Origin of the sequence: Kitasatospora sp. NRRL B-11411 (assembly GCF_000721345.1) — a bacterium.
Lineage (GTDB): Bacteria > Actinomycetota > Actinomycetes > Streptomycetales > Streptomycetaceae > Kitasatospora > Kitasatospora cineracea.
This window is the reverse complement of the sequence record NZ_JOGH01000005.1, coordinates 1-22,102: the sequence shown is the minus strand read 5'-3', so window position 1 is coordinate 22,102 and position 22,102 is coordinate 1. Positions and strand designations below refer to the sequence as shown.

Below are 22,102 nucleotides of genomic sequence, written 5' to 3'. Positions count from 1 at the left end.
ACGGTCTCCGCTCGTCAGGCAGGGCCGGACGCCGGGGATCGGGTCCGGTTCCTCACGATATGAGCGATTTGTACGATTTGCTGCACGGGGTTGGGTCAGACGGTGACCGTTCCGTGACCTGTCAGCCTGTCGGGGCACCATGGGGGCATGGGCACCTCCGACGCTGATCCGCTGCAAGGCTTCGCCCCGGCCACCCGGGCCTGGTTCACCGGGGCGTTCGCCGCCCCCACCGAGGCGCAGTCCCGGGCCTGGTCGGCGATCCGGCTGGAGACGGACGTGCTGGTGGTCGCCCCGACCGGCTCCGGCAAGACGCTGGCGGCCTTCCTCTCCGCCCTGGACCGGCTGGCCGCCACCCCGCCCCCGGCCGACCCGAAGCGCCGCTGCCGGGTGCTCTACGTCTCCCCGCTGAAGGCCCTCGCGGTCGACGTGGAGCGCAACCTGCGCGCCCCGCTCACCGGGCTCCGGCAGGCCAGCGTCCGGCTCGGCCTGCCGGAGCCCGAGGTGCGGGTCGGCATCCGCTCCGGCGACACCCCGGCCGCCGACCGCCGGAAGTTCGCCACCCACCCGCCGGACATCCTGATCACCACCCCCGAGTCGCTGTTCCTGCTGCTCACCTCCGCCGCCCGGGACGCCCTGCGCGGCATCGACACGGTGATCCTGGACGAGGTGCACGCGGTGGCCGGCACCAAGCGCGGCGCGCACCTGGCGCTCAGCCTGGAGCGCCTCGACGAGCTGCTGGAGCGCCCGGCCCGCCGGATCGGCCTGTCCGCCACCGTCCGCCCGGTCGAGGAGGTGGCGCGCTACCTCAGCCCGCGGCGCGGCGCCGCGATCGTCCAGCCAGGCTCCGACAAGCGCTTCGACCTGTCCGTGGTGGTCCCCGTCCCGGACCTGGCCGACCTGCCCGCCGCGCCCGCCGAGGAGTCCGACCCGCAGCGGCAGTCCTCGATCTGGCCGCACGTCGAGGAGCGGATCGTCGACCTGGTCCAGGCGCACCGCTCGACCATCGTGTTCGCCAACTCCCGCCGGCTGGCCGAGCGGCTGTGCCACCGGCTGAACGAGATCGCCTACGAGCGGGCCACCGGCGCCCCGCTGCCCGAGGCGCACTCCCCCGCCGAGCTGATGGGCGGCTCGGGGGCCGCCGCGGGCGCCCCGCCGCTGCTCGCCCGGGCCCACCACGGCTCGGTCTCCAAGGAGCAACGGGCCCTGGTGGAAGAGGAGTTGAAGGCCGGCCGGCTGCCCGCCGTGGTGGCCACCTCCAGCCTGGAGCTGGGCATCGACATGGGCGCCGTCGACCTGGTGGTGCAGGTCGAGTCCCCGCCCTCGGTGGCCTCCGGCCTGCAGCGGGTCGGCCGGGCCGGACACCAGGTCGGCGCGGTCTCCAGCGGCGTGTTCTTCCCCAAGTACCGCGGAGACCTGGTGCAGTCCGCCGTGGTCACCGAGCGGATGCGCACCGGCCGGATCGAGGCCCTGCGCGTCCCGCGCAACCCGCTGGACGTGCTGGCCCAGCAGCTGGTGGCGATCACCGCGCTCGACGTCTGGGACGTCGACGAGCTGCTCGCCCTGTGCCGCCGCGCCGCCCCGTTCGCCACCCTCCCGCAGTCCGCGTTCGACGGCGTCCTCGACATGCTGGCCGGCCGCTACCCGTCCGACGCCTTCGCCGAACTGCGCCCCCGCCTGGTCTGGGACCGCGTCGCCGGCACCGTCACCGGCCGCCCCGGCGCCCAGCGCCTCGCCGTCACCTCCGGCGGCACCATCCCCGACCGCGGCCTGTTCGGCGTCTTCATCGCCGGGGCCGACCCCAAGAAGGGCGGCGGCCGGGTCGGGGAGCTGGACGAGGAGATGGTCTACGAGTCCCGGGTCGGGGACGTCTTCACCCTGGGCACCACCTCCTGGCGGATCGAGGAGATCACCCACGACAAGGTGCTGGTCACCCCGGCCCCCGGCGTCCCCGGCCGGCTCCCGTTCTGGAAGGGCGACACCCTCGGCCGCCCGCTCGAACTCGGCCGCGCCGTGGGCGCGTTCGTCCGCGAGATCGGCGCCCTGGAGCCCGCCGCGGCCACCGCCCGCCTGCACGCGGCGGGCCTGGACGACTGGGCCGCCGCCAACCTGCTCGCCTACCTCGCCGAGCAGCGCGCGGCCTGCGGCCACCTGCCCGACGACCGCACCATCGTGGTCGAGCGCTTCCGCGACGAGCTCGGCGACTGGCGGATCGTCGTGCACTCCCCGTTCGGCGCCCAGGTGCACGCCCCGTGGGCGCTGGCCATCGGCGCCCGGCTGCGCGAGAAGCACGGCCTGGACCCGCAGGTGATGCACGCCGACGACGGCATCGTGCTGCGCCTGCCGGACGCCGACCTGCTGGCCGACTTCCCCTCCGCCGCGCCCGCGGCGCCCGCCGACGAGGCCCCGGTCGGCGCCGACGCCGCGGTCTTCGACGCCGCCGAGATCGAGCAGCTGGTCACCGACCAGGTCGGCGGCTCCGCCCTGTTCGCCGCGCGCTTCCGCGAGTGCGCCGGCCGCGCCCTGCTGCTGCCCCGCCGCAACCCCGGCAAGCGCACCCCGCTGTGGCAGCAGCGCCAGCGCGCCTCCCAACTCCTGGAGGTGGCCGCCGAGTACGGCTCCTTCCCGATCGTCCTGGAGGCCGTCCGCGAGTGCCTGCAGGACGTCTTCGACGTGCCCGGCCTGGTCGAGCTGATGGGAGACCTGGAGTCCCGCGCGGTCCGCCTGGTCGAGGTCACCACCCCCGAACCGTCCCCGTTCGCCCGCTCCCTGCTGTTCGGCTACGTCGCCCAGTTCCTGTACGAGGGCGACTCCCCGATCGCCGAGCGCCGGGCCGCCGCCCTCGCGTTGGACTCCCGGCTGCTGTCCGAACTGCTCGGCCAGGCCGAGCTGCGCGAACTGCTCGACCCGCAGGTCCTCGCCGACCTGGAGGCCGAGCTCCAGCGCCGCACCCCCGAGCGCCGGATCAAGGACGCCGAGGGCGTCGCCGACGCGCTGCGCCTGCTCGGCCCGCTCGCCGAGGCCGAACTCGCCGAGCGCGGCGCCGAACCGCTGTGGGCCCTGGAGCTGGAGGCCGCCCGCCGGGCGATCCAGGTCCGGATCGGCGGCGCCCTGCGCTGGGCCGCGATCGAGGACGCCGGGCGGCTGCGCGACGCCCTGGGCACCCCGCTGCCGGTCGGCGTCCCCGAGGCGTTCACCGAGCCGGTCAAGGACCCGCTCGGCGACCTGCTGGCCCGGCACGCCCGCACCCACGGCCCGTTCACCGCGCAGGAGGCCGCCGAGCGCTTCGGCCTCGGCAGCGCCGTCGTCACCGGCACCCTGCACCGCCTCACCGCCGCCGGCCGCCTGGTCCAGGGCGAGTTCCGGCCCGACGGGACGGGCACCACCCCGGAGTGGTGCGACACCGAGGTGCTGCGCCGCCTGCGCCGCCGCTCGCTGGCCGCCCTGCGGCACGAGGTGGAGGCCGTCCCGCCGAAGGCCCTGGCCGCCTTCCTCCCGCAGTGGCAGCACCTGGCCGGGCACCGCCTGCGCGGCGCCGACGGCCTCTACCGGGTGGTCGAGCAGCTCCAGGGCACCGCGCTGCCCGCCTCCGCCCTGGAGAAGCTGGTGCTGCCCGCCCGGCTGTCCGACTACTCCCCCGCCCTGCTGGACGAGCTGATGGCGGCCGGCGAGATCGGCTGGTCCGGCGCGGGCGCGCTGCCCGGCAAGGACGGCTGGATCAGCCTGCACCTGCCGGAGAACGCCCACCTGCTGCGCCCCGAGCCGCTCCCGCTCACCCCGGGCCCGGTGCACACCGCCCTGCTGGAGGCGCTGACCGGCGGCTACGGCGCGTTCTTCCGCCAGCTCGCCGAACGCGTCCCGGACACCCCGGACGCCGAGATCGCCGACGCCCTGTGGGACCTGGTCTGGGCCGGGTACGTCACCAACGACACCCTGGCCCCGCTGCGCGGCCTGCTCGGCTCCGGCCGCACCGCCGGCGCCACCGCGCACCGCGCCCCGCGCGCCACCCCGCGCGGCCGCTACGGCGGCGCGGCCCGCGGCCCGGCCCGCCCGGCCTCCCGCACCGGCCCGCCGACCGCGGTCGGCCGCTGGTCGCTGCTGCCCGCCCTCGGCGGCGAGGCCACGGTGCGGGCCGCCGCCCGGGCGCAGGCCCTGCTGGACCGGCACGGCGTGCTGACCAGGGGCGCGGTGGCCGCCGAGCGCGTCCCGGGCGGCTTCGCGGGCGTCTACCGGGTGCTGTCGGCGTTCGAGGAGCGCGGCCGGGCCCGCCGCGGGTACTTCGTCGAGGGCCTGGGCGGCGCCCAGTTCGCCATGGACGGCGCCGCGGACCGGCTGCGTTCGGTCAGCTCCCGGCTGGAGCGGACGGTGGGCGCCGAGTGGTCCGCCGAGCCCGCCGCGCAGGCCCCGCAGGCCCTGGTGCTGGCCGCCGCCGACCCGGCCAACGCGTACGGCGCGGCCCTGTCCTGGCCGGAGCCGCCCGCCGACACCGCCGCCGCCCACCGCCCGGCCCGCAAGGCCGGCGCGCTGGTCGCCCTGGTCGACGGCGAGCTGGTGCTGTACCTGGAGCGCGGCGGCAGGTCGCTGCTGGCCTGGCCCGCCGAGGGCCCCGCGCTGGACGCCGCCCTGGCCGCGCTGGCCGGTCCGCTCACCGTGGAGCGCATCAACGGCCACCCCGCCCTCACCAGCCCCCTGGGCCCCCGGCTGGAAACGGCCGGTTTCCACCCCACCCCGAAGGGCTACCGGCTCCGGTAGCGGGGGCTCGCCTCACCCGCCCTGGGGAGCGTCCCCCGCCCCGGGCGGGCCGGGCCGCGGCAGGACCGGGCCCGCCGCGGCCTCCCGCCGCGCGGGCTCCGGCGCGGTCCTGGCGTGCACCGGGATCAGCCCCACGCCCCACCAGCCGGCCGCGAGCACGCCGAGGGCGGCACCGCCGTGTATCGCGGTGCCGCCCATCAGCAGCAGTATCAGGCCCAGGCCGACCAGTGCCGTCGCACCGAGCAGCAGCGCACTGCGCGCACTCCGCATCGTGGCCCTCCTTCACCCGGCGTCCCGCACCAGCGGGACGGTCGAGGTCCGGTCAGGCCGCCACCACGTCCATCGCCGCCTTGGGCGAGATGGACCCGGACCGGTCGACACCGGGCGCCGGCAGCGGAACCGGTTCGAGCACCGGCCTCAGCAGATCACCCTCCGAGAGTGTCGCCATCGCCGCAAGTTCGGCGAGCGACAGTTCGTCGCTGACCTCCCGCATGACCTCCGACATCCGCACGTCGAGCGCGTCGCAGATGGCGGAGAGCAGCTCGGAGGACGCCTCCTTCTGACCCCGCTCGACCTCGGAGAGGTAACCGAGCGAAACCCTGGCGGCTGCCGACACCTCGCGGAGTGTGCGGCCCTGGCGCTGGCGCTGCCGACGCAGCACATCGCCCAGCAGGCGACGGAGCAGAATCATCGGTGCCTCCCTCCTCGGACTGCGGATCGAGATGTCACGACCCCACCGTACCGCCTTGCCAGCATCCCGTGCGGGGACCGGGGTCGTGTTCACTCTGGGCTGCAAGGCGCCCCCTCCCTGTTTCTTCCCCTCCGGGGCCGTCGAACCACCCGTGACGGGCAGATGTCCGGCTCCGGACGCGCAATCGACGCCGGGTCGACGCGTGTGCTCCCGGCCGGGGCGGCCCGACCGGAGCCTCCGGTGTAACACGTTCCCCCGCCGGGTGCGGCGGGTTCGCGGGTTTTCGGCGCACCGCACCGGGTCTTCGGCGAAGCTCAGACCTGCCCGGACGCCAGCCGCCGGAGCAACAGCTCCAGCGCGGCGTCCACCGATCCGTGCCGGATCGTGTCACGCCCACCCGACAACCGGAGCGGGAGCGCTTCTGTTCCCGACGGTCCGGCCAGCGCCACGTACACGGTGCCGACCGGCTGCCCGTCCTGCGGGTCGGGGCCGGCCACGCCGGTGGTGGCCAGCGCCCAGTCGGCGCCGAGCAGGCGGCGCACGCCCTCGGCCATCTGCCGGGCCACCACGGGGTGGACCGGGCCGTGCACGTCGAGCAGTCCCTCGTCGACGCCGAGCACGGAGGCCTTGAGGTCGGTGGCGTACGCGGTGACCGAGCCCCGGAACACCGCGGAGGCGCCGGGCACCCGGACCAGGGCGGCGGCCAGCAGGCCGCCGGTGAGCGACTCGGCGACGGCCAGGGTGGCGCCGTCGGCCTCCAGCGCGGCCAGCACCCGGGCGGCCGCGGCGCCCTCACTCACCGCGGCGCTCCCGGGCGATGCCCTCGCGGCGCAGCCGGACGGCCTGCAGCACGTAGTCGAGGCCGGTGGCCAGGGTGAGGAACACCGCGACGCCCATCACCACGGCGCGGGCGGTGGCCAGCGGCCCGGTGAGCACCAGCACGTACATGCCGACCGCGGTGCCCTGGGCGAGCGTCTTGATCTTGCCGCCGCGGCTGGCCGGGATGACGGCGTAGCGGATCACCCAGAACCGCATCAGGGTGATGCCGAGCTCCCGGGCCAGGATCACCGCGGTGATCCACCAGGGCAGGTCGCCGAGCAGGGACAGGCCGATCAGGCCGGTGCCCATGATCGCCTTGTCGGCGATCGGGTCGGCGATCCGCCCGAAGTCGGTGACCAGGCCCTTGCGGCGGGCCAGCGCGCCGTCGAAGACGTCGGTGATCATCGCGATGGCGAAGGCCGCCCAGGCGAGGGCCCGCCACTTGGGGTCGTGGCCGCCCCCGGCGAACAGCAGCGCGGCAAAGACCGGGACGAGCACCAGCCGGAACATGGTCAGCACGTTGGCGATGTTCCACAGGCCGGGCTCCGGCGGGACCGCGGCCGGGGTCGGCCGGGTGGCGGCCGGGGCCCCCGGCCCCTTGGTCATACGTCGGCTCCGGCGGGCTGCGGGACCTCGATCGCCTCGGCGATCAGGTCGACGCCTTCGGTGCCGGTCACGGTGGCCCGGTAGAACCGGCCGACCACCGCGTCCGGGACGCCGAGCAGGGTGGTCAGGCCGTCGGTCTCCGGGGCCTGGTGGGCGGCCCGGCCCTCCACCACCCCGTCCTCGACGGACTCGACGAGGACGGTGACCTCGCTGCCGATCCGCTGCTCGGCGCGCTGCGCGGTGAGCTCCTCGGCGAGCTTGGAGAGCCGGGCGACCCGGTCGTCCACCACGTCCTGGTCGAGCTTGCCGTCGTAGCCGGCGGCCTCGGTGCCGTCCTCGTCGGAGTAGCCGAACACGCCGATCGCGTCGAGGCCGGCGTGGGTGATGAACCGTTCCAGCTCCGCGTAGTCCTCCTCGCTCTCGCCGGGGAAGCCCACGATGAAGTTGGAGCGGGCGCCGGCCTCGGGGGCCTTGGCCCGGATCGACTCCAGCAGGCCGAGGAACTGCTCGGTGGAGCCGAAGCGGCGCATCCGGCGCAGCACGGCGGGCGCCGAGTGCTGGAAGGACAGGTCGAAGTACGGGACGACCTTGTCGGTGCCGGTCATCACGTCGATCAGGCCGGGGCGCATCTCGGCGGGCTGCAGGTAGCTGACCCGGACCCGCTCGATGCCCTCGACCGCGGCGATCTCGGTGAGCAGGGTCTCCAGCAGGCGGATGTCGCCGAGGTCCTTGCCGTAGGAGGTGTTGTTCTCGGAGACCAGGGCGACCTCGCGCACGCCCTGCCCGGCCAGCCAGACCGCCTCGTTCAGCACGTCGCTGGGGCGGCGGGAGATGAAGGAGCCGCGGAAGGCCGGGATGGCGCAGAACGAGCAGCGGCGGTCGCAGCCGGAGGCGAGCTTGATCGAGGCGACCGGGGCGTCGTCCAGCCGCTTGCGCAGGGTGCGCGGGCCGGAGGCGGGAGCGACGCCGTCGGGGAGGTCCGCGGGGGCGCCGTGGCCGGGGAGGGCGATCTCGGCCGCGGCGGCCTGCCGCTCGACCGGGGTGAGCGGGAGCAGCTTGCGGCGGTCGCGGGGGGTGTGGGCCTCGACGTGGCCGCCGGAGAGGATGGTGTTCAGGCGGCTGGAGATGTCGGCGTAGTCGTCGAAGCCGAGCACGCCGTCGGCCTCGGGGAGGGCGTCGGCGAGTTCCTTGCCGTAGCGCTCGGCCATGCAGCCGACGGCGACCACGGCCTGGGTGCGGCCGTGCCCCTTGAGGTCGTTGGCCTCCAGCAGGGCGTCGACGGAGTCCTTCTTGGCGGCCTCGACGAACCCGCAGGTGTTGACGACGGCGACGTCGGCCTCGCTGGCGTCGTCCACCAGTCGCCAGCCGTCGGCCTCCAGTCGCCCGGCGAGTTCCTCGGAGTCGACCTCGTTGCGGGCGCATCCGAGCGTGACCAGGGCGACAGTGCGGGTTTCAGGCATGACGCCAAGATTAACGCGCGCCCCCCGGTGGAGTTCCCCCCGGAGGGCGCGCGCGTTGCTTCGGCGGGCGGATCGTCCCGGTTCAGCCCGCCTGCGGGTCGCCGGGGGTGTAGGCGAGGTGCACGACCTGGCCGTCCTGGCCGGCCGGGCCGAGGTCCTTGCCGTTGACGAACAGGTGGACGGCCCCGGCGTTGCCGATCACCAGGGTGATCTTCTTGCCGTCGGTGAAGGTCTGGTCCTGGCCGGCTTCCAGGTTGTTGGAGTACAGCGACTTGCCGTTGCCGTCCTTGGCGGTCACCCAGCTCTTGTCCTGCCCGGCGACCAGCTTGACGGTGACCTTGTCGGCGGGCGCGGCGGCGATCGCGGCGACGCTGCTCTCGGGGGCCGGCGGCTGCGCGGACGGGGAGGTGGTGGCGGGGGCGGAGACGCCGGAGGGCAGCGGGGCACTGGCCGCACCGGGCTGGTCGCCGCCGGAGGACGAGGAGCCGACCAGGTTGTAGCCGATCAGCGCGACCACGGCGACGATCGCCACCACCATCGCGGCGGTCCAGTTCGGGCGGTTGTGGTCCTTGACCTTGATCGGGCCGGAGTCGAGCAGTTGTCCAGCGGTCGGCGAGGGCGCGCCGCCGTGCTCGGCGTCGTAGCGGGCGACCAGCGCCTCGCCGTCCAGGCCGACCTCGCGGGCCAGCAGCCGCAGGTGGCCGCGGGCGTAGAAGGCGCCGCCGCAGCGGTCGAAGTCGTCGGACTCGACGGCGTGCACGATCGGCACCCGGATCCTGGTCCGGGTGCTCACCTGGTCGACCGTCAGGCCGGCGTCGATCCGGGCCTTGGCGAGCATCCGCCCGATGCTCGGCCCGCCGGTGGTACGGCTCGACTCCTCGGCGGCGGCGGGCGCGGAGGAGTCGGGGGCGGAGCTGCGGGGGGACTTGCCGATGGTCACTGGGCACGCCTTTCGAGCGGAGGCCACCTGCTGAAGCACCAGTCTAGGGGTGGGGGCGGAACGTTTCTCAACCGGAGGGGGCCCGAACGTGCCACAGTCTCGCAACAGAAGTTGACGCGCGCTCACCGCGCTTTCCGGCCACCGCCCCGCCCTGCCGGGAGACCGGCGGGGCGGGGGGCGGGGGGCGGAGGACGCTCAGCCGCGCAGGGTGACCAGCACGCCGTCCAGCTCGTCGGGCTTGATCAGCACGTCGCGGGCCTTGGAGCCCTCGCTGGGGCCGACGATGCCGCGGGACTCCATCAGGTCCATCAGCCGGCCGGCCTTGGCGAAGCCGACCCGGAGCTTGCGCTGGAGCATCGAGGTCGAGCCGAACTGGGTGGTGACGACCAGTTCGGCGGCCTGGATCAGCAGGTCGAGGTCGTCGCCGATCTCCTCGTCGATCTCCTTCTTGGGGCCGCCGCCGACCACCACGTCGTCGCGGTAGCGGGCGGTCAGCTGGTCCTTGCAGTGCTGGACGATCTTGGCGATCTCCGCCTCGGTGACGAACGCGCCCTGCATCCGGACCGGCTTGGAGGCGCCCATCGGCAGGAACAGCGCGTCGCCCTTGCCGATCAGCTTCTCGGCGCCGGGCTGGTCGAGGATGACCCGGGAGTCGGCCATCGCCGAGGTGGCGAAGGCCAGCCGGGACGGCACGTTGGCCTTGATCAGGCCGGTGACCACGTCCACCGAGGGGCGCTGGGTGGCCAGCACCAGGTGGATGCCGGCGGCCCGGGCGAGCTGGGTGATCCGGACCACCGAGTCCTCGACGTCGCGCGGGGCGACCATCATCAGGTCGGCCAGCTCGTCGACGATCACCAGCAGGTACGGGTAGGGCGCCAGTTCGCGCTCGCTGCCCAGCGGCGGCTGCACGGTGCCGGCCCGGACGGCGGCGTTGAAGTCGTCGACGTGCCGGAAGCCGTAGGCCGCCAGGTCGTCGTAGCGCATGTCCATCTCGCGGACCACCCACTGGAGGGCCTCGGCGGCCTTCTTCGGGTTGGTGATGATCGGCGTGATCAGGTGCGGGATGCCCTCGTAGGCGGTCAGTTCGACCCGCTTGGGGTCGACCAGCACCATCCGGACCTCGTCGGGGGTGGCGCGCACCAGCACCGAGGTGATCAGGCAGTTGATGCAGGAGGACTTGCCCGCGCCGGTGGCGCCGGCCACCAGGACGTGCGGCATCTTCGCCAGGTTGGCCATCACGGTGTGGCCCTCGACGTCCTTGCCCATGCCGACCACCATCGGGTGGGTGTCCTCGGCGGCGGCGCGCGAGCGCAGCAGGTCGCCGAGGGTGACCATCTCCCGGTCCCGGTTGGGGATCTCCACGCCGACCGCGGACTTGCCGGGGATCGGCGAGATGATCCGCACGTCGGGGGTGGCCACCGCGTAGGCGATGTTCTTGGCCAGCGCGGTGATCCGCTCGACCTTCACGGCCGGGCCGAGCTCGACCTCGTAGCGGGTCACCGTCGGGCCGCGGGTGAAGCCGGTGACCCGCGCGTCGACCTTGAACTCGGTGAACACGCCGCTGAGTTGGGTCACCACGTCGTCGTTGATCTGGGACCGGGCCTTGCCGGGGGCGCCGCGCTCCAGCAGGTCGAGGGAGGGCAGCGCGTAGTCGCCACCGCCGGAGAGCTGGAGCTGTTCCATCCGGGCCGGGGCCGCGCCGTGGCCCTCGGGGGCGTCGGCGGCCCGGGCGGCGGGCACCTCCGGCGTCCAGGGCTCCTCGGGCGGGGCGGTGTTGTCCTTGACCTGGCCGAGCATGCTGGCCACCGCGGGCGAGCCGGGCACCCCGTACAGCAGCGCGCCGTCCAGGTCGGCGGCGACGCCGGCCGCCAGGTCGCGGGTCTGGTACGGGTCCTTCTCGAAGGAGAGGGGCTCGGCGGCCTCCGTGGCCTCGACGTCGTCGTCGGCCTTGCGGCGGCGGCGCTTGCGGCGGGCGGAGAGTTCGTCGCCCTCGATGGTGATCGGCAGCGCGTCCGGGTCGGCGTCCTCGGGCGGGGCGGTGGAGTAGGCGCGCTCGGCGTCGGACGCTCCGGCCTCCGCCGGGTCCGGCTCGCCGGGCAGCGGCTCGACCACGCCCAGGCGCACGCCGAGCAGCCGCAGCCGCTCGGGGATCCGGTTGACGGGGGTGGCGGTGACCACCAGCAGGCCGAAGAAGGCGACCAGCAGCAGCAGCGGGACGGCCAGTGGCGGGCCGGCCGCGGCCATCATCGGGGTGGACACGGCCCAGCCGATCAGGCCGCCGGCCTGCCGGATCCTCGTCGCGCCGGCGCCCATCGCGGGCGCCCCGCAGCCGATGTGCACCAGGCCCAGCACGCCGACCACCAGGGTGCTCAGGCCGATCGCTATCCGGCCGTTGGCCTCCGGGAGTTCGGGGTGGCGCATCAGCCGGACGGCGAGCGCACCGAACAGGAACGGCACCAGCACGTCGAGCCGGCCGAACAGGCCGGAGACCACGTTGGTGGCGGCCTCGCCGAGCCAGCCCTGCGGGCTGAACCACGTCCCGGCGGCGGTCACCAGGGCGAGCGCCAGCAGCAGCAGCGCCACGCCGTCCTTGCGGTGCTCGGGGTGCAGGTTGCGGGCGCCGTGGCCGAAGCCGCGGAACACCGCGCCCACCGAGTGTGCCAGGCCCAGCCAGAGGGCCCGGACGGCCCGGAAGAGTATCGGCCGCTTCGGCGGGGGCGGCGGGGCCGGGGCGGCGGCCTTCTTGGCCGGCGCGGCCTTCTTCGCCGGGGCCTTCTTGGCGGGGGCGGCCTTCTTCGCCGCGGCCTTCTTGGCCGGCGCGCCCTTGGCCGGCCCGGGCTTGCTGGTGCGTGCGGCGGCGCTTCCGGGCGTTCGTGTGGCCATGGGGGGCAGCCTACCGGCGCGCCCGGGCCGCGGACATGCGCGGGCGCACTTCGGCGGGTTGTGTCGCCGACGCGCCGTCAGCCGCCCGGGAACCACCCGGACGGGCGACGCCGACGACCCGTCAGTTCGCGCCGGGGCGCAGCGCGTCCAGCGCCCCGCGCAGGCCCGCGATCTTCCGCTCCAGGTGCGCGGCGGTCGCCGCGGCGCCGCTGTCGGAGCCCGCGTCGAGCTGCTTGGTGAGCGCCTCGGCCTGCTCCTCGACGGCGGCCAGCCGGGCCGACAGCTCGCCGAGCAGCGCCCCACCGATGGCCGGCTCCGCGCCCGCCTCCAACTGCAGGCGCAGCAGCGCGGCCTGCTCCTTGAGCTGGGTGTTCTTCTGGTACAGGTCGACGAAGACGGAGACCTTGGCCCGCAGCACCCACGGGTCGAAGGGCTTGGAGATGTAGTCGACCGCACCGGCCGCGTAGCCGCGGAAGGTGTGGTGCGGACCGTGGTTGATCGCGGTCAGGAAGATGATCGGGATGTCCCTGGTCCGCTCCCGGCGCTTGATGTGCGCGGCGGTCTCGAACCCGTCCATGCCGGGCATCTGGACATCCAGCAGGATGACCGCGAAGTCGTCGGTGAGCAGAGCTTTGAGCGCTTCCTCGCCGGAGGAGGCGCGCACCAGGGTCTGGTCGAGCGCGGAGAGGATCGCCTCGAGGGCGAGCAGGTTCTCCGGACGGTCGTCGACCAGGAGGATCTTCGCCTTCTGCACCAGGACCCGCCCTCCTGCCGGTTGTTTCCCGAGGGCCGGCACCTTCGTGCCGCCCATCACTGCCCCGGTCATGCTAGCCGTACCCCCTTGCCTGCCACAGGCCCGGTGCCGGGCGTCACCGTCCGGTCACTGTTGGCAACGACGGGTGACCTTACCGGGTTCCCGCCCGCGGGGGCCAGCCGGAGCGGGCCCCCGCGGGCGGCGGTCACCTGACAGGCAGGTGCTGGCGCATCACCGCCAGCAGGTGGTCGGTCTCCACCGGCTTGGTGATGTGGTCGGTGGCGCCCGCCTGGAGGCTCTTCTCGCGGTCGCCCTTCATCGCCTTGGCGGTCAGCGCGATGATCGGCAGGCCGGAGAACCGGGGCATCCGGCGGATCTGCTCGGTGGTCGCGTAGCCGTCCAGCTCGGGCATCATGATGTCCATCAGCACCAGGGCGACCTCCTCGTGCTGTTCGAGCATCTCGATGCCCTCGCGGCCGTTCTCGGCGTACAGCACGGTCAGGCCGTACTGCTCCAGCACGCTGGTGAGGGCGAACACGTTGCGGATGTCGTCGTCGACGATCAGCACCCGCTCGCCGTCGAAGCGCGGCGGGGCCGCGGTGGCGGGGCGGGACGGCTCGCCCTGGCGCGGGACGGTCTCCTCGGCGGGGCGGGGGGCCTCGGCGGGGCGGCGGCGCTCGGCGGTCGAGCGGCGGCGCTCCTCGACCAGGCCGCGGGCCTCCTGGGTCCACTGCTCGGCGGGCGTGCGGGGCGCTTCGAGGGCGCGCGGGGCACCTCCGCGCTCCAGGGTGACCGGCTCGGGGCCCTCGCTGCGCAGCGGCAGGTAGAGGGTGAAGGCGGAGCCGCGGCCCAGTTCGCTCTCGACGTGGATCTCGCCGCCGAGCAGCCGGGCGATCTCCCGGCTGATCGACAGGCCCAGGCCGGTGCCGCCGTACTTGCGGCTGGTGCCGCCGTCGGCCTGCTTGAACGCCTCGAAGATCTCCCGGAGCTTGTTGCCGGGGATGCCGATGCCGGTGTCGGAGACCGAGAAGGCGATCAGCGGCTCGTCCGGGTCGGCCATGGTGCCGGACTCCAGCAGCTGCTCGCGCACGTGCTGCGGGATCTCCGCCCCGGCCACCGGGCGGATCATCAGCTCGACCGCGCCGGCGTCGGTGAACTTCACCGCGTTGGACAGCAGGTTGCGCAGCACCTGCTGGAGGCGCTGCTCGTCGGTGTGCAGGGTGACCGGCAGGTCCGGGGAGACCCGGACCGCGAAGTCCAGGTTCTTCTCGGCGGCCAGCGGCCGGAACGCGGCCTCCACGTAGTCGACCAGCTGGACCAGCGCGATCCGGGCCGGGCGGACGTCCATCTTGCCCGCCTCGACCTTGGACAGGTCGAGGATGTCGTTGATCAGCTGGAGCAGGTCGCTGCCCGCGCCGTGGATCGTCTCGGCGAACTCGACCTGCTTGGCCGACAGGTTGCCCTCGTTGTTGTCGGAGAGCAGCTTGGCCAGGATCAGCAGCGAGTTGAGCGGGGTGCGCAACTCGTGCGACATGTTGGCGAGGAACTCGCTCTTGTAGCGGGAGGCCAGCGCGAGCTGCTCGGCGCGCTCCTCCAGGATCTGCCGGGCCTCCTCGATCTCGCTGTTCTTGATCTCGATGTCGCGGTTCTGCTGGGCGAGCTGCTCGGCCTTCTCCTGCAGTTCCTCGTTGGTGCGCTCCAGCTCCTCCTGGCGGGCCTCCAACTCGGCGGAGCGCATGGAGAGTTCGGCGGTCAGCCGCTGGGACTCCAGCAGCAGGCCCTCGGTCTTGGTGTTGACCGAGATGGTGTTGACGGTGACGCCGATCTGGTCGGCGATCTGGTTGAGGAAGTCCAGCGCGACGGTGGTGAAGCTGGAGAAGGTGGCGAGTTCGATCACGCCGAGCAGCCGGCCCTCGAACAGCACCGGCATCACCACCACGTGCGCCGGGGAGGACTCGCCGAGGCCGGAGGAGATCTTCAGGTAGCCGGGCGGGGTCTCCTTGAGCACGATCGGCCGCTTCTCCACCGCGGCCTGCCCGATCAGTCCCTCGCCGAGCCGGAAGGTGGTGGGCATGGTGCGCCGGTGGTAGCCGTAGGAGCCGATCAGGCGCAGCACGATGTCGTTCTCGTCGTCGTCCTCGGTGACGAGTTCGGCGGTGCGCCCGGCGGGCTGGGCGAGGAAGAAGGCGCCGTGCTGGGCGGAGACCACCGGGGTCAGCTCGCTCATGATCAGCGAGGCGACGGCGGAGAGGTCGCGGCGGCCCTGCAGCATGCCGGACATCCGGGCCAGGTTGGACTTGAGCCAGTCCTGTTCCTTGTTGGTGCGGGTGGTCTCGCGCAGGTTGGCGATCATCTGGTTGATGTTGTCCTTGAGCTCGTCGAGCTCGCCGGACGCGTCCACGTTGATCCGGGGCGACAGGTCGCCGCGGGTGACGGCGGTGGCGACCTGGGCGATCGCGCGCACCTGCCGGGTCAGGTTGTTGGCGAGTTCGTTCACCGACTCGGTGAGGTCCTGCCAGGTGCCGGCCACGCCGGGGACCCGGGCCTGGCCGCCGAGGCGGCCGTCGGTGCCGACCTCGCGGGCGACCCGGGTGACCTCGTCGGCGAAGGCGCCGAGCTGGTCGACCATGGTGTTGATGCTGGTCTTGAGTTCGAGGATCTCGCCGCGGGCGTCGACGTCGATCTTCTGCGAGAGGTCGCCGCGGGCCACCGCGGTGATGACGAGGGCGATGTTGCGGACCTGGCCGGTGAGGTTGTTGGCCATCAGGTTGACGTTCTCGGTCAGGTCCTTCCAGATCCCGGCGACGCCCGGCACGCTGGCCTGGCCGCCCAGGATGCCGTCGGTGCCCACCTCGCGGGCGACGCGGGTGACTTCGACGGCGAAGGCCGACAGCTGGTCGACCATGGTGTTCAGGGTGTCGGCGAGCGCGGCGACCTCGCCGGCCGCGTCGATGGCGATCTTCTTGGACAGGTCGCCGCGGGCCACCGCGGCCGCCACCTCGGCGATGTTGCGGACCTGGCTGGTCAGGTTGGACGCCATCAGGTTCACGTTGTCGGTCAGGTCGCGCCAGATGCCGGCCACGCCGGGGACCCGGGCCTGCCCGCCGAGCCGGCCGTCGGTGCCCACCTCGCGGGAGACCCGGGTGACCTCGTCGGCGAACGCGGACAGCTGCTCGACCATGGTGTTGACGGTGGTGACGAGTTCGCGGATCTCGCCCTTCGCGTCGACGGTGATCTTCTTGGAGACGTCGCCGCGGGCCACCGCGGTGGTCACCTCGGCGATCGAACGCACCTGGCTGGTCAGGTTGTTGGCCATCAGGTTCACCGAGTTGGTGAGGTCCTTCCAGGTGCCGGAGACCCCGGGCACGCTGGCCTGGCCGCCCAGGATGCCCTCGGTGCCGACGTCCCGGGCGACCCGGGTCACCTCGTCCGCGAACGCCGAGAGCTGGTCGACCATGGTGTTGATGGTGTTCTTCAGCTCCAGGATCTCGCCGCGCGCGTCGACCTGGATCTTCTGCGACAGGTCGCCCTTGGCGACCGCGGTGGTGACCTGCGCGATGCCGCGGACCTGGCTGGTCAGGTTGTTCGCCATCGAGTTGACGTTCTCGGTCAGGTCCTTCCAGACGCCGGCCACGCCGGGCACCTGGGCCTGCCCGCCGAGGATGCCCTCGGTGCCCACCGCGCGCGCCACCCGGGTCACCTGCTCGGCGAACCCGGACAGCTGGTCGACCATCGTGTTGATGGTGTTCTTCAGCTCCAGGATCTCGCCCCGGGCGTCCACCTCGATCTTGCGCGACAGGTCGCCGAGCGCGACCGCGGTGGTCACCTCGGCGATGTTGCGGACCTGCGCGGTCAGGTTGGCGGCCATGAAGTTCACCGAGTCGGTGAGGTCGCGCCACACGCCGGCCACGCCCGACACCTGCGCCTGGCCGCCCAGCCGCCCCTCGGTGCCCACGTCGCGGGCCACCGTGGTGACCTGCGCGGCGAACGAGTTGAGCTGGTCCACCATCGTGTTGACGGTGTTCTTGAGCTCCAGCATCTCGCCGTCGACGTCGACGGTGACCTTGCGCGACAGGTCGCCGCGGGCCACCGCGGTGGTCACCTCGGCGATGTTGCGCACCTGCGCGGTCAGCCGGCCGGCCATGGTGTTGACCGAGTCCGACAGGTCCTTCCAGGAGCCGGAGACGCTGCGCACCCGGGCCTGGCCGCCGAGCTTGCCCTCGGTGCCGACCTCGATCGCCACCCGGGTCACCTCGTCGGTGAACTCCGACAGCTGGTCGACCAGGCCGTTGACGGTCCGGCCGACCTTCAGGAACTCGCCGCGCAACGGGTAGCTCGCCCCGGTGGTGTGCACCGAGCGCAGCTCCATGGTCTGGGTCAGGTCGCCCTCGGCGATCGAGCCCAGCACCCGGCCGACCTCGGCCATCGGCCGGGCCAGGTCGTCGATCAGCGCGTTGCAGTTGTCGACGGCCGCCATCCAGGCGCCCTCGCCGACGCCGGTCTCCAGCCGCTCCGAGAGCCGGCCCTCGCGGCCCACCGCCCGCCGCACCCGGGCCAGTTCACCGGTGAGGTGCTGGTTGCGCTCGGCGACCTCGTTGAACACCGCGGCGATCTCCGCCAGCAGGCCGTCGCCGGGAAAGGTCAGCCGGCGGCGGAAGTTGCCGTCCCGCATCGCGGTCAGCGCGGTCAGCAGCTTGCGCAGCTCCGCGGGCTCCGCGCCGCGCCCCGGCCCCGGGCGCCGCCCGCCGCCGGCCCGCGACGGCGGCACCGGGCGGGCGCCGCGCGCAGCGGCGGTCGTCGTACCGGACACGTCCTTGGTCGCCGAACTCAACGGGGCCCTCCCAGGTCCTGACTCGGTTCACCGCCGCGGGAGGATCGGCGTCCGGCCGGTCGGCTCCCGCGCCGTCCCTGTCGACCGTACTGCGGCGGTGACGGCACGCGGACCCCCCAGTGTGACAGCACTGGCACCCGGTGTCGGTCCGGTTCTCCAGGAGTTTTCCCGACGACCAGGGAAAGTGGTGAACGAAATCACCCCCAGGTGCCTGTTTCGACGCCCCGGCCCCACTGGGTACCAACCGGAAAGTAGGGTGGAGGGCCGCACCGGACCGAGGCGACGCCGCCCCGCGTCCGCCGCACCGCCCGAACCGTCCGCCGGACCAGCAGCAGAGGAGCCGTGGCCGTGGTCACCGCGCGCACAGCCGCCACCTTCGAACCGGTCGACCGGTCGGCCGCCGCGGCCCGCGGCTTCGTCCGGGACGCCCTGCTCGGCTGGGGCCTGCCCGAGGTGGTGGACGACGCCGTGGTGCTGGTCAGCGAGCTGGTCACCAACGCGGTGGTGCACGCCGGGACGGCCGCCGAGGTGGTCTGCCTGCGCGAGGAGGACACCGTCCGGATCGAGGTCAGCGACCGGCACCCCGAGCGCGGCCTGCCGTCCTTCGCCAACGTGACGATGAACTCCGAGCGCTACGCCGACCCGGACGGCGAGGGCGGCCGCGGCCTGCTGATGTGCTCGGCGCTCTCCAGCAGCTGGGGCGTGGAGTACACGGCCGGCCGCAAGACCGTCTGGTTCCGCCTCGCCCTGCCCGAGCAGCGCCCCGGCACCCGCTACGCCCTGCCCAGCCTGCCCGGCGGCGAACTCCCGGCCGCGGACGGCCCGGTGCGGGTCGCCGTGGTGCAGCTCGACGACCACGGGCGGATCCGGCACTGGAACCCCGACGCCGAGACGCTCTTCCACCGCCCCGCCGACGCCGTCTTCGGCCGCCCCTGGGCCGAACTCGCCGTCTGGCCGCAGACCCCCGGCCTCGGCCTCGGCGACACCCTGCGGCTGGCCCGCTGGGAGGGCTCGTACGCGGTGCGCGGCGGCGACGGCGCGGTCCAGGAGGTCTACGGCACCCACGTGCGGCTGCGCGACAGCCAGGGCACCCCGACCGTGCTGTGCGTGCTGGTCCGGGAGGCCGACCGCGCGGTGCTGCGCACCCCCGGCACCCCCGGCAGCGCCGTGGAGGGCGCCGCCACCGCCGTCGAACCGCTGGACCTGCTGGTCGGCCCGGTCTCCCCCGACGACCTGTCCAGCCTGCTGCAGCGGATCGTCGAACGCGCCCGCGACCTGCTCGACGCCGACGCCTCCTACCTGCTGCTCACCAGCGAGGACGAGACCGAGTTCGAACTGCGCGCCGCCACCGGCCTCACCGGCCCGTCCCGGCGCTTCGCCCGGCTGCCGATCGACGCCGGCGCGGGCCGCTTCGACTCGGCCCGGCTGCCCGCCGTCCACGAGGACCTGTCGGTCCGCCCGACCGGCGCCGCCCCGCTGCTCGACGGCACCGAACTGCGCTCGCTGATCACCGTCCCGCTCAAGGTCGAGGGCCGGCTGACCGGCTCGCTCGGGGTGGCCGCGGCCGCCCCCGGCCGCTACGACAACGAGGACGCGCTGCGCCTGCAGTTCGCCGCCGACCGGATCGCGCTGGCCCTGGAGAGCGCCCGCCTGGGCGAGCTGGAGCGGCTGCGGCGCGGCTCGCTGTCCTTCCTGGTCGAGGCGTCCGACCTGCTCGCCGGCACCCTGGAGCACGAGCAGACGCTCGCCCTGATGGCGCAGATGGCCGTCCCCACGCTCTCCTCCTGGTGCGCCGTCTACACCACCGCGGACGCCGCGGCCGGCGCCGAACTCGCCTTCGTGCTGCACGAGGACGAGGACCGGATCGACGCGCTGCGCGCCCTGCTCGACAAGTCCCCCGCCCCGGAGGCGGAGCCCAGCCCCGGCGCCCGCCCGTGGACGGCGCCCGCCGAGACCGCCCGGGCCCTCGGCCACCCGGTCGGCCCGGACCTCGGCGAGACGGTGGTGCTGCCGCTGTCCGCCCGCAACCGGGTGATCGGCCTGCTGGTGCTCGGCACCCGGCGCGGCGTCCGGTTCCGCCAGGAGATCCTGGAACTCGGCGAGGACCTCTCCCGCCGGGCCGCCCTCGCCCTGGACAACTCCCGCCTGTACTCCGAGCGCACCGCCATCAGCCAGGCCTTCCAGCGCGCCCTGCTGCCGCCGGAGCTGCCGAAGATCCCCGGCGTCGAGGTGGAGGTCTTCTACCAGGCCGCGGGCGAGGGCAACGAGGTCGGCGGCGACTTCTACGACCTGTTCCCGATCCGCGAGGGCACCTACGGCTTCGCCATCGGCGACGTCTGCGGCACCGGCCCCGAGGCCGCCTCGGTCACCGGCCTGGCCCGCAACTCGCTGCGCCTGCTGGCCCGCGAGGGCCTGAGCGCCCCGCAGGTCCTCACCCGGCTGAACGCCGCGATCCTCGACGAGGGCAGCCGGGCCCGCTTCCTCACCCTGCTGTACGGCGAGCTGACGCCCCGCGAGGACGGCTCGACCGCCCTGTCGCTGGTCTGCGCCGGCCACCCGCTGCCGCTGCGGCTGCGCACCGACGGACAGGTCGACCAGGCCGCCTCGCCGCAGCCGCTGCTCGGTGTGATGGACGAACTCGACCTCACCGCCGAGGAGTTGGTGCTCGCCCCGGGCGAGGTCCTGCTGTGCGTGACGGACGGCGTGACCGAACGCCGGGAGGGCCGCCGGATGCTCGGCGACGACGGCCTGGTCGAGGTGCTGACCGGCTGCGCGGGCCTGACCGCGGGCGCCGTCGCGGCCCGGGTGCACCGGGCGGTGGAGCGGTTCGCGCCCGAGCCGCCCTCCGACGACATGGCCATCCTGACCCTGCGGATCCCGACCCAGCGTCAGAACTGACCGGACCTCCCCAGCGCCGGAACCGACCAGGCCCCGCACCCGAACTGGTCACGGTTTGCTCACACTTGCTCATTCTGCGTGATTCACAAGGGTACAAAACCGGGGCGCCGGGTACACCGTAAGCACCGGGGGCTTCCACCCCGGAGGGCATGACCAGCGGCTCGGCCGCCGGTTCTCTCACTCGCCGCAGCCGCCGCACCCTCCCTTCGGTGCGCCCACGACCCGGCACCCGGCACCACCCCTCGCACACCCACTTTTCACCGTGATCCCGCCATGCCCTGGCGCAGAGTGAAAGGAGCCTCCGGTGAGCAATGAAGCCTCCGGGGCGAACGCCCGATCCGCTGACGCGGGTCCGCTCGGTTACCTGGCCCTCGGTCTGACTCTGCTGGCGTACGGCCTGCTCGGCACGGGTGTCCTCAGCGGCACCTCGGTCGGCGGCGCGTCCTCGCTGGCGCACCTGGTCGGCGGTGTGACGCTGTTCGTCGCCGGCCTCTGGCAGTTCCGCGGCGGCGACCGCTTCAGCGGCACCGCGTTCACCGCCCTCGGCGCCTTCTGGGCGACCTGGGCCGCCGCCGGCCCGGCCGGCAAGAACACCGCGGGCCTGTTCCTGCTGCTGTGGGCGCTGCTCGCGCTCACCCTGACCGCCGCCTCCTGGGGCGCCGGCCAGCTCACCCGCGCCGTCTACGGCCTGCTGACGGTCTCCCTGGTGCTCAGCGCCATCGGAGTCCTCGGCGACGCCGCCGGCTGGGGCAAGGTCGGCGGCTGGGTCGCCGCCGTGGCCGGTCTGGCCGCCTGGTACTCCGCCACCGCCGACCTGACCGGCGGCCGCTGGGGCAAGGTCGCCCTCCCGGTCAAGTAACCGCCCCCGCACCACCGTTCACCGCACCACCCCGGGGCCCGGACGCCACCCCCACGGCGCCCGGGCCCCGACGCGTCCGCGGGCCGGCCCCTCCCCCGCTCCCGGTCCCCGGTGATCGGGCAATCGCCTGCCCCCGTTCACCGCCGATTGCTACTGTCTGCGTTCGGAGGGGACGCATGGGTCATTGGCTGGTGAGCACGGAGTCCCTCGCCGCATGCCGTTTCGCGCTCTCACCGCTGGTCGAGACCGTCGCCGCGGTCGGCGTCCTCGCCGAGCTCCACCCCGAACCCTGGCGCCGCGACTGGCTCGCCACCCACCAGCCCGCCTTCCGCGCCCACCTCGAAGCCACCCCGCACCTCGCCGCCTGGCTGGCCGCGCACCGGCCCGCCGACTGGCCCACCGCCCTACGGCTGCCCGTCCCCGACCCGGACGCCGACCCCCGCCTGCCCGACCTCGCCGACCCCCGCCTGCCCGCCGAACCCGCCGAACTCCTCGCCTGGACGTGGCAGCACGTCGTCCGCCCCGAATGGCCCGCCCGCCTGTGCGCCCTCCGCGCCGACCTCACCACCCGCCGCGAACGCGCCCACCGCCACGGCTGGCCCGCCGCCCTCC

General features: G+C 74.1%; 12 protein-coding genes and 1 pseudogene. 4 read left to right on the top strand and 9 right to left on the bottom strand.

Annotation, left to right across the window (positions count from 1 at the left end):
- The first annotated feature begins 147 nt into the window (after positions 1–147).
- Positions 148–4,749, top strand: coding sequence for an ATP-dependent helicase (locus IH44_RS0103950; protein WP_030457967.1), 4,602 nt, complete (start codon positions 148–150; stop codon positions 4,747–4,749).
- A 12-nt stretch (positions 4,750–4,761) separates the two neighbouring features.
- On the opposite strand, the gene IH44_RS0103945 is transcribed toward IH44_RS0103950, so the two are convergent.
- The 9 genes from IH44_RS0103945 to IH44_RS0103905 all read right to left on the bottom strand — a co-directional run bounded on the left by IH44_RS0103945 (position 4,762) and on the right by IH44_RS0103905 (position 17,574).
- The gene (locus tag IH44_RS0103945) at positions 4,762–5,019 is read right to left on the bottom strand and encodes a hypothetical protein (protein WP_030457966.1); all 258 of its coding nucleotides are present in this window, start codon (positions 5,017–5,019) and stop codon (positions 4,762–4,764) included.
- A gap of 52 nt (positions 5,020–5,071) precedes the next feature.
- Entirely contained in the window at positions 5,072–5,440 is a 369-nt protein-coding gene (locus tag IH44_RS0103940; RefSeq protein WP_030457965.1) for a helix-turn-helix domain-containing protein, read from the bottom strand.
- Positions 5,441–5,754: 314 nt separating this feature from the next.
- Positions 5,755–6,240, bottom strand: coding sequence for a CinA family protein (locus IH44_RS0103935; RefSeq protein WP_051816530.1), 486 nt, complete (start codon positions 6,238–6,240; stop codon positions 5,755–5,757).
- A complete protein-coding gene (gene pgsA, locus IH44_RS0103930; RefSeq protein WP_030457963.1) occupies positions 6,233–6,865 on the bottom strand; it encodes a CDP-diacylglycerol--glycerol-3-phosphate 3-phosphatidyltransferase in 633 nt (210 codons plus the stop codon). Before pgsA ends, IH44_RS0103935 begins: the two co-directional genes overlap by 8 nt.
- Positions 6,862–8,325, bottom strand: a complete 1,464-nt coding sequence (rimO, locus tag IH44_RS0103925; RefSeq protein ID WP_030457962.1) for a 30S ribosomal protein S12 methylthiotransferase RimO — start codon at positions 8,323–8,325, stop codon at positions 6,862–6,864. The genes pgsA and rimO overlap by 4 nt, the downstream gene beginning before the upstream one ends.
- An 82-nt stretch (positions 8,326–8,407) precedes the next feature.
- Positions 8,408–9,265, bottom strand: coding sequence for a RodZ domain-containing protein (locus IH44_RS0103920; RefSeq protein ID WP_030457961.1), 858 nt, complete (start codon positions 9,263–9,265; stop codon positions 8,408–8,410).
- 195 nt (positions 9,266–9,460) lie between these two features.
- Positions 9,461–12,148: a DNA translocase FtsK gene (locus tag IH44_RS0103915; protein ID WP_030457960.1), complete on the bottom strand. Its 2,688-nt coding sequence runs from the start codon at positions 12,146–12,148 to the stop codon at positions 9,461–9,463.
- 121 nt (positions 12,149–12,269) lie between these two features.
- Positions 12,270–12,905, bottom strand: a complete 636-nt coding sequence (locus IH44_RS0103910; RefSeq protein ID WP_030457959.1) for a two-component system response regulator — start codon at positions 12,903–12,905, stop codon at positions 12,270–12,272.
- Between the two features lie 202 nt (positions 12,906–13,107).
- Entirely contained in the window at positions 13,108–17,574 is a 4,467-nt protein-coding gene (locus IH44_RS0103905; protein WP_198544943.1) for a HAMP domain-containing protein, read from the bottom strand.
- Positions 17,575–18,081: 507 nt separating this feature from the next.
- Here IH44_RS0103905 and IH44_RS0103900 point away from each other — a divergent pair.
- The 3 genes and pseudogenes from IH44_RS0103900 to IH44_RS0103890 form a co-directional block, all read left to right on the top strand.
- The gene (locus IH44_RS0103900) at positions 18,082–20,631 is read left to right on the top strand and encodes a SpoIIE family protein phosphatase (protein WP_030457957.1); all 2,550 of its coding nucleotides are present in this window, start codon (positions 18,082–18,084) and stop codon (positions 20,629–20,631) included.
- Between the two features lie 304 nt (positions 20,632–20,935).
- A complete protein-coding gene (locus IH44_RS0103895; RefSeq protein ID WP_030457956.1) occupies positions 20,936–21,490 on the top strand; it encodes a GPR1/FUN34/YaaH family transporter in 555 nt (184 codons plus the stop codon).
- Between the two features lie 191 nt (positions 21,491–21,681).
- Positions 21,682–22,102 (top strand): annotated as a pseudogene (locus IH44_RS0103890) (hypothetical protein); the annotation flags it as partial.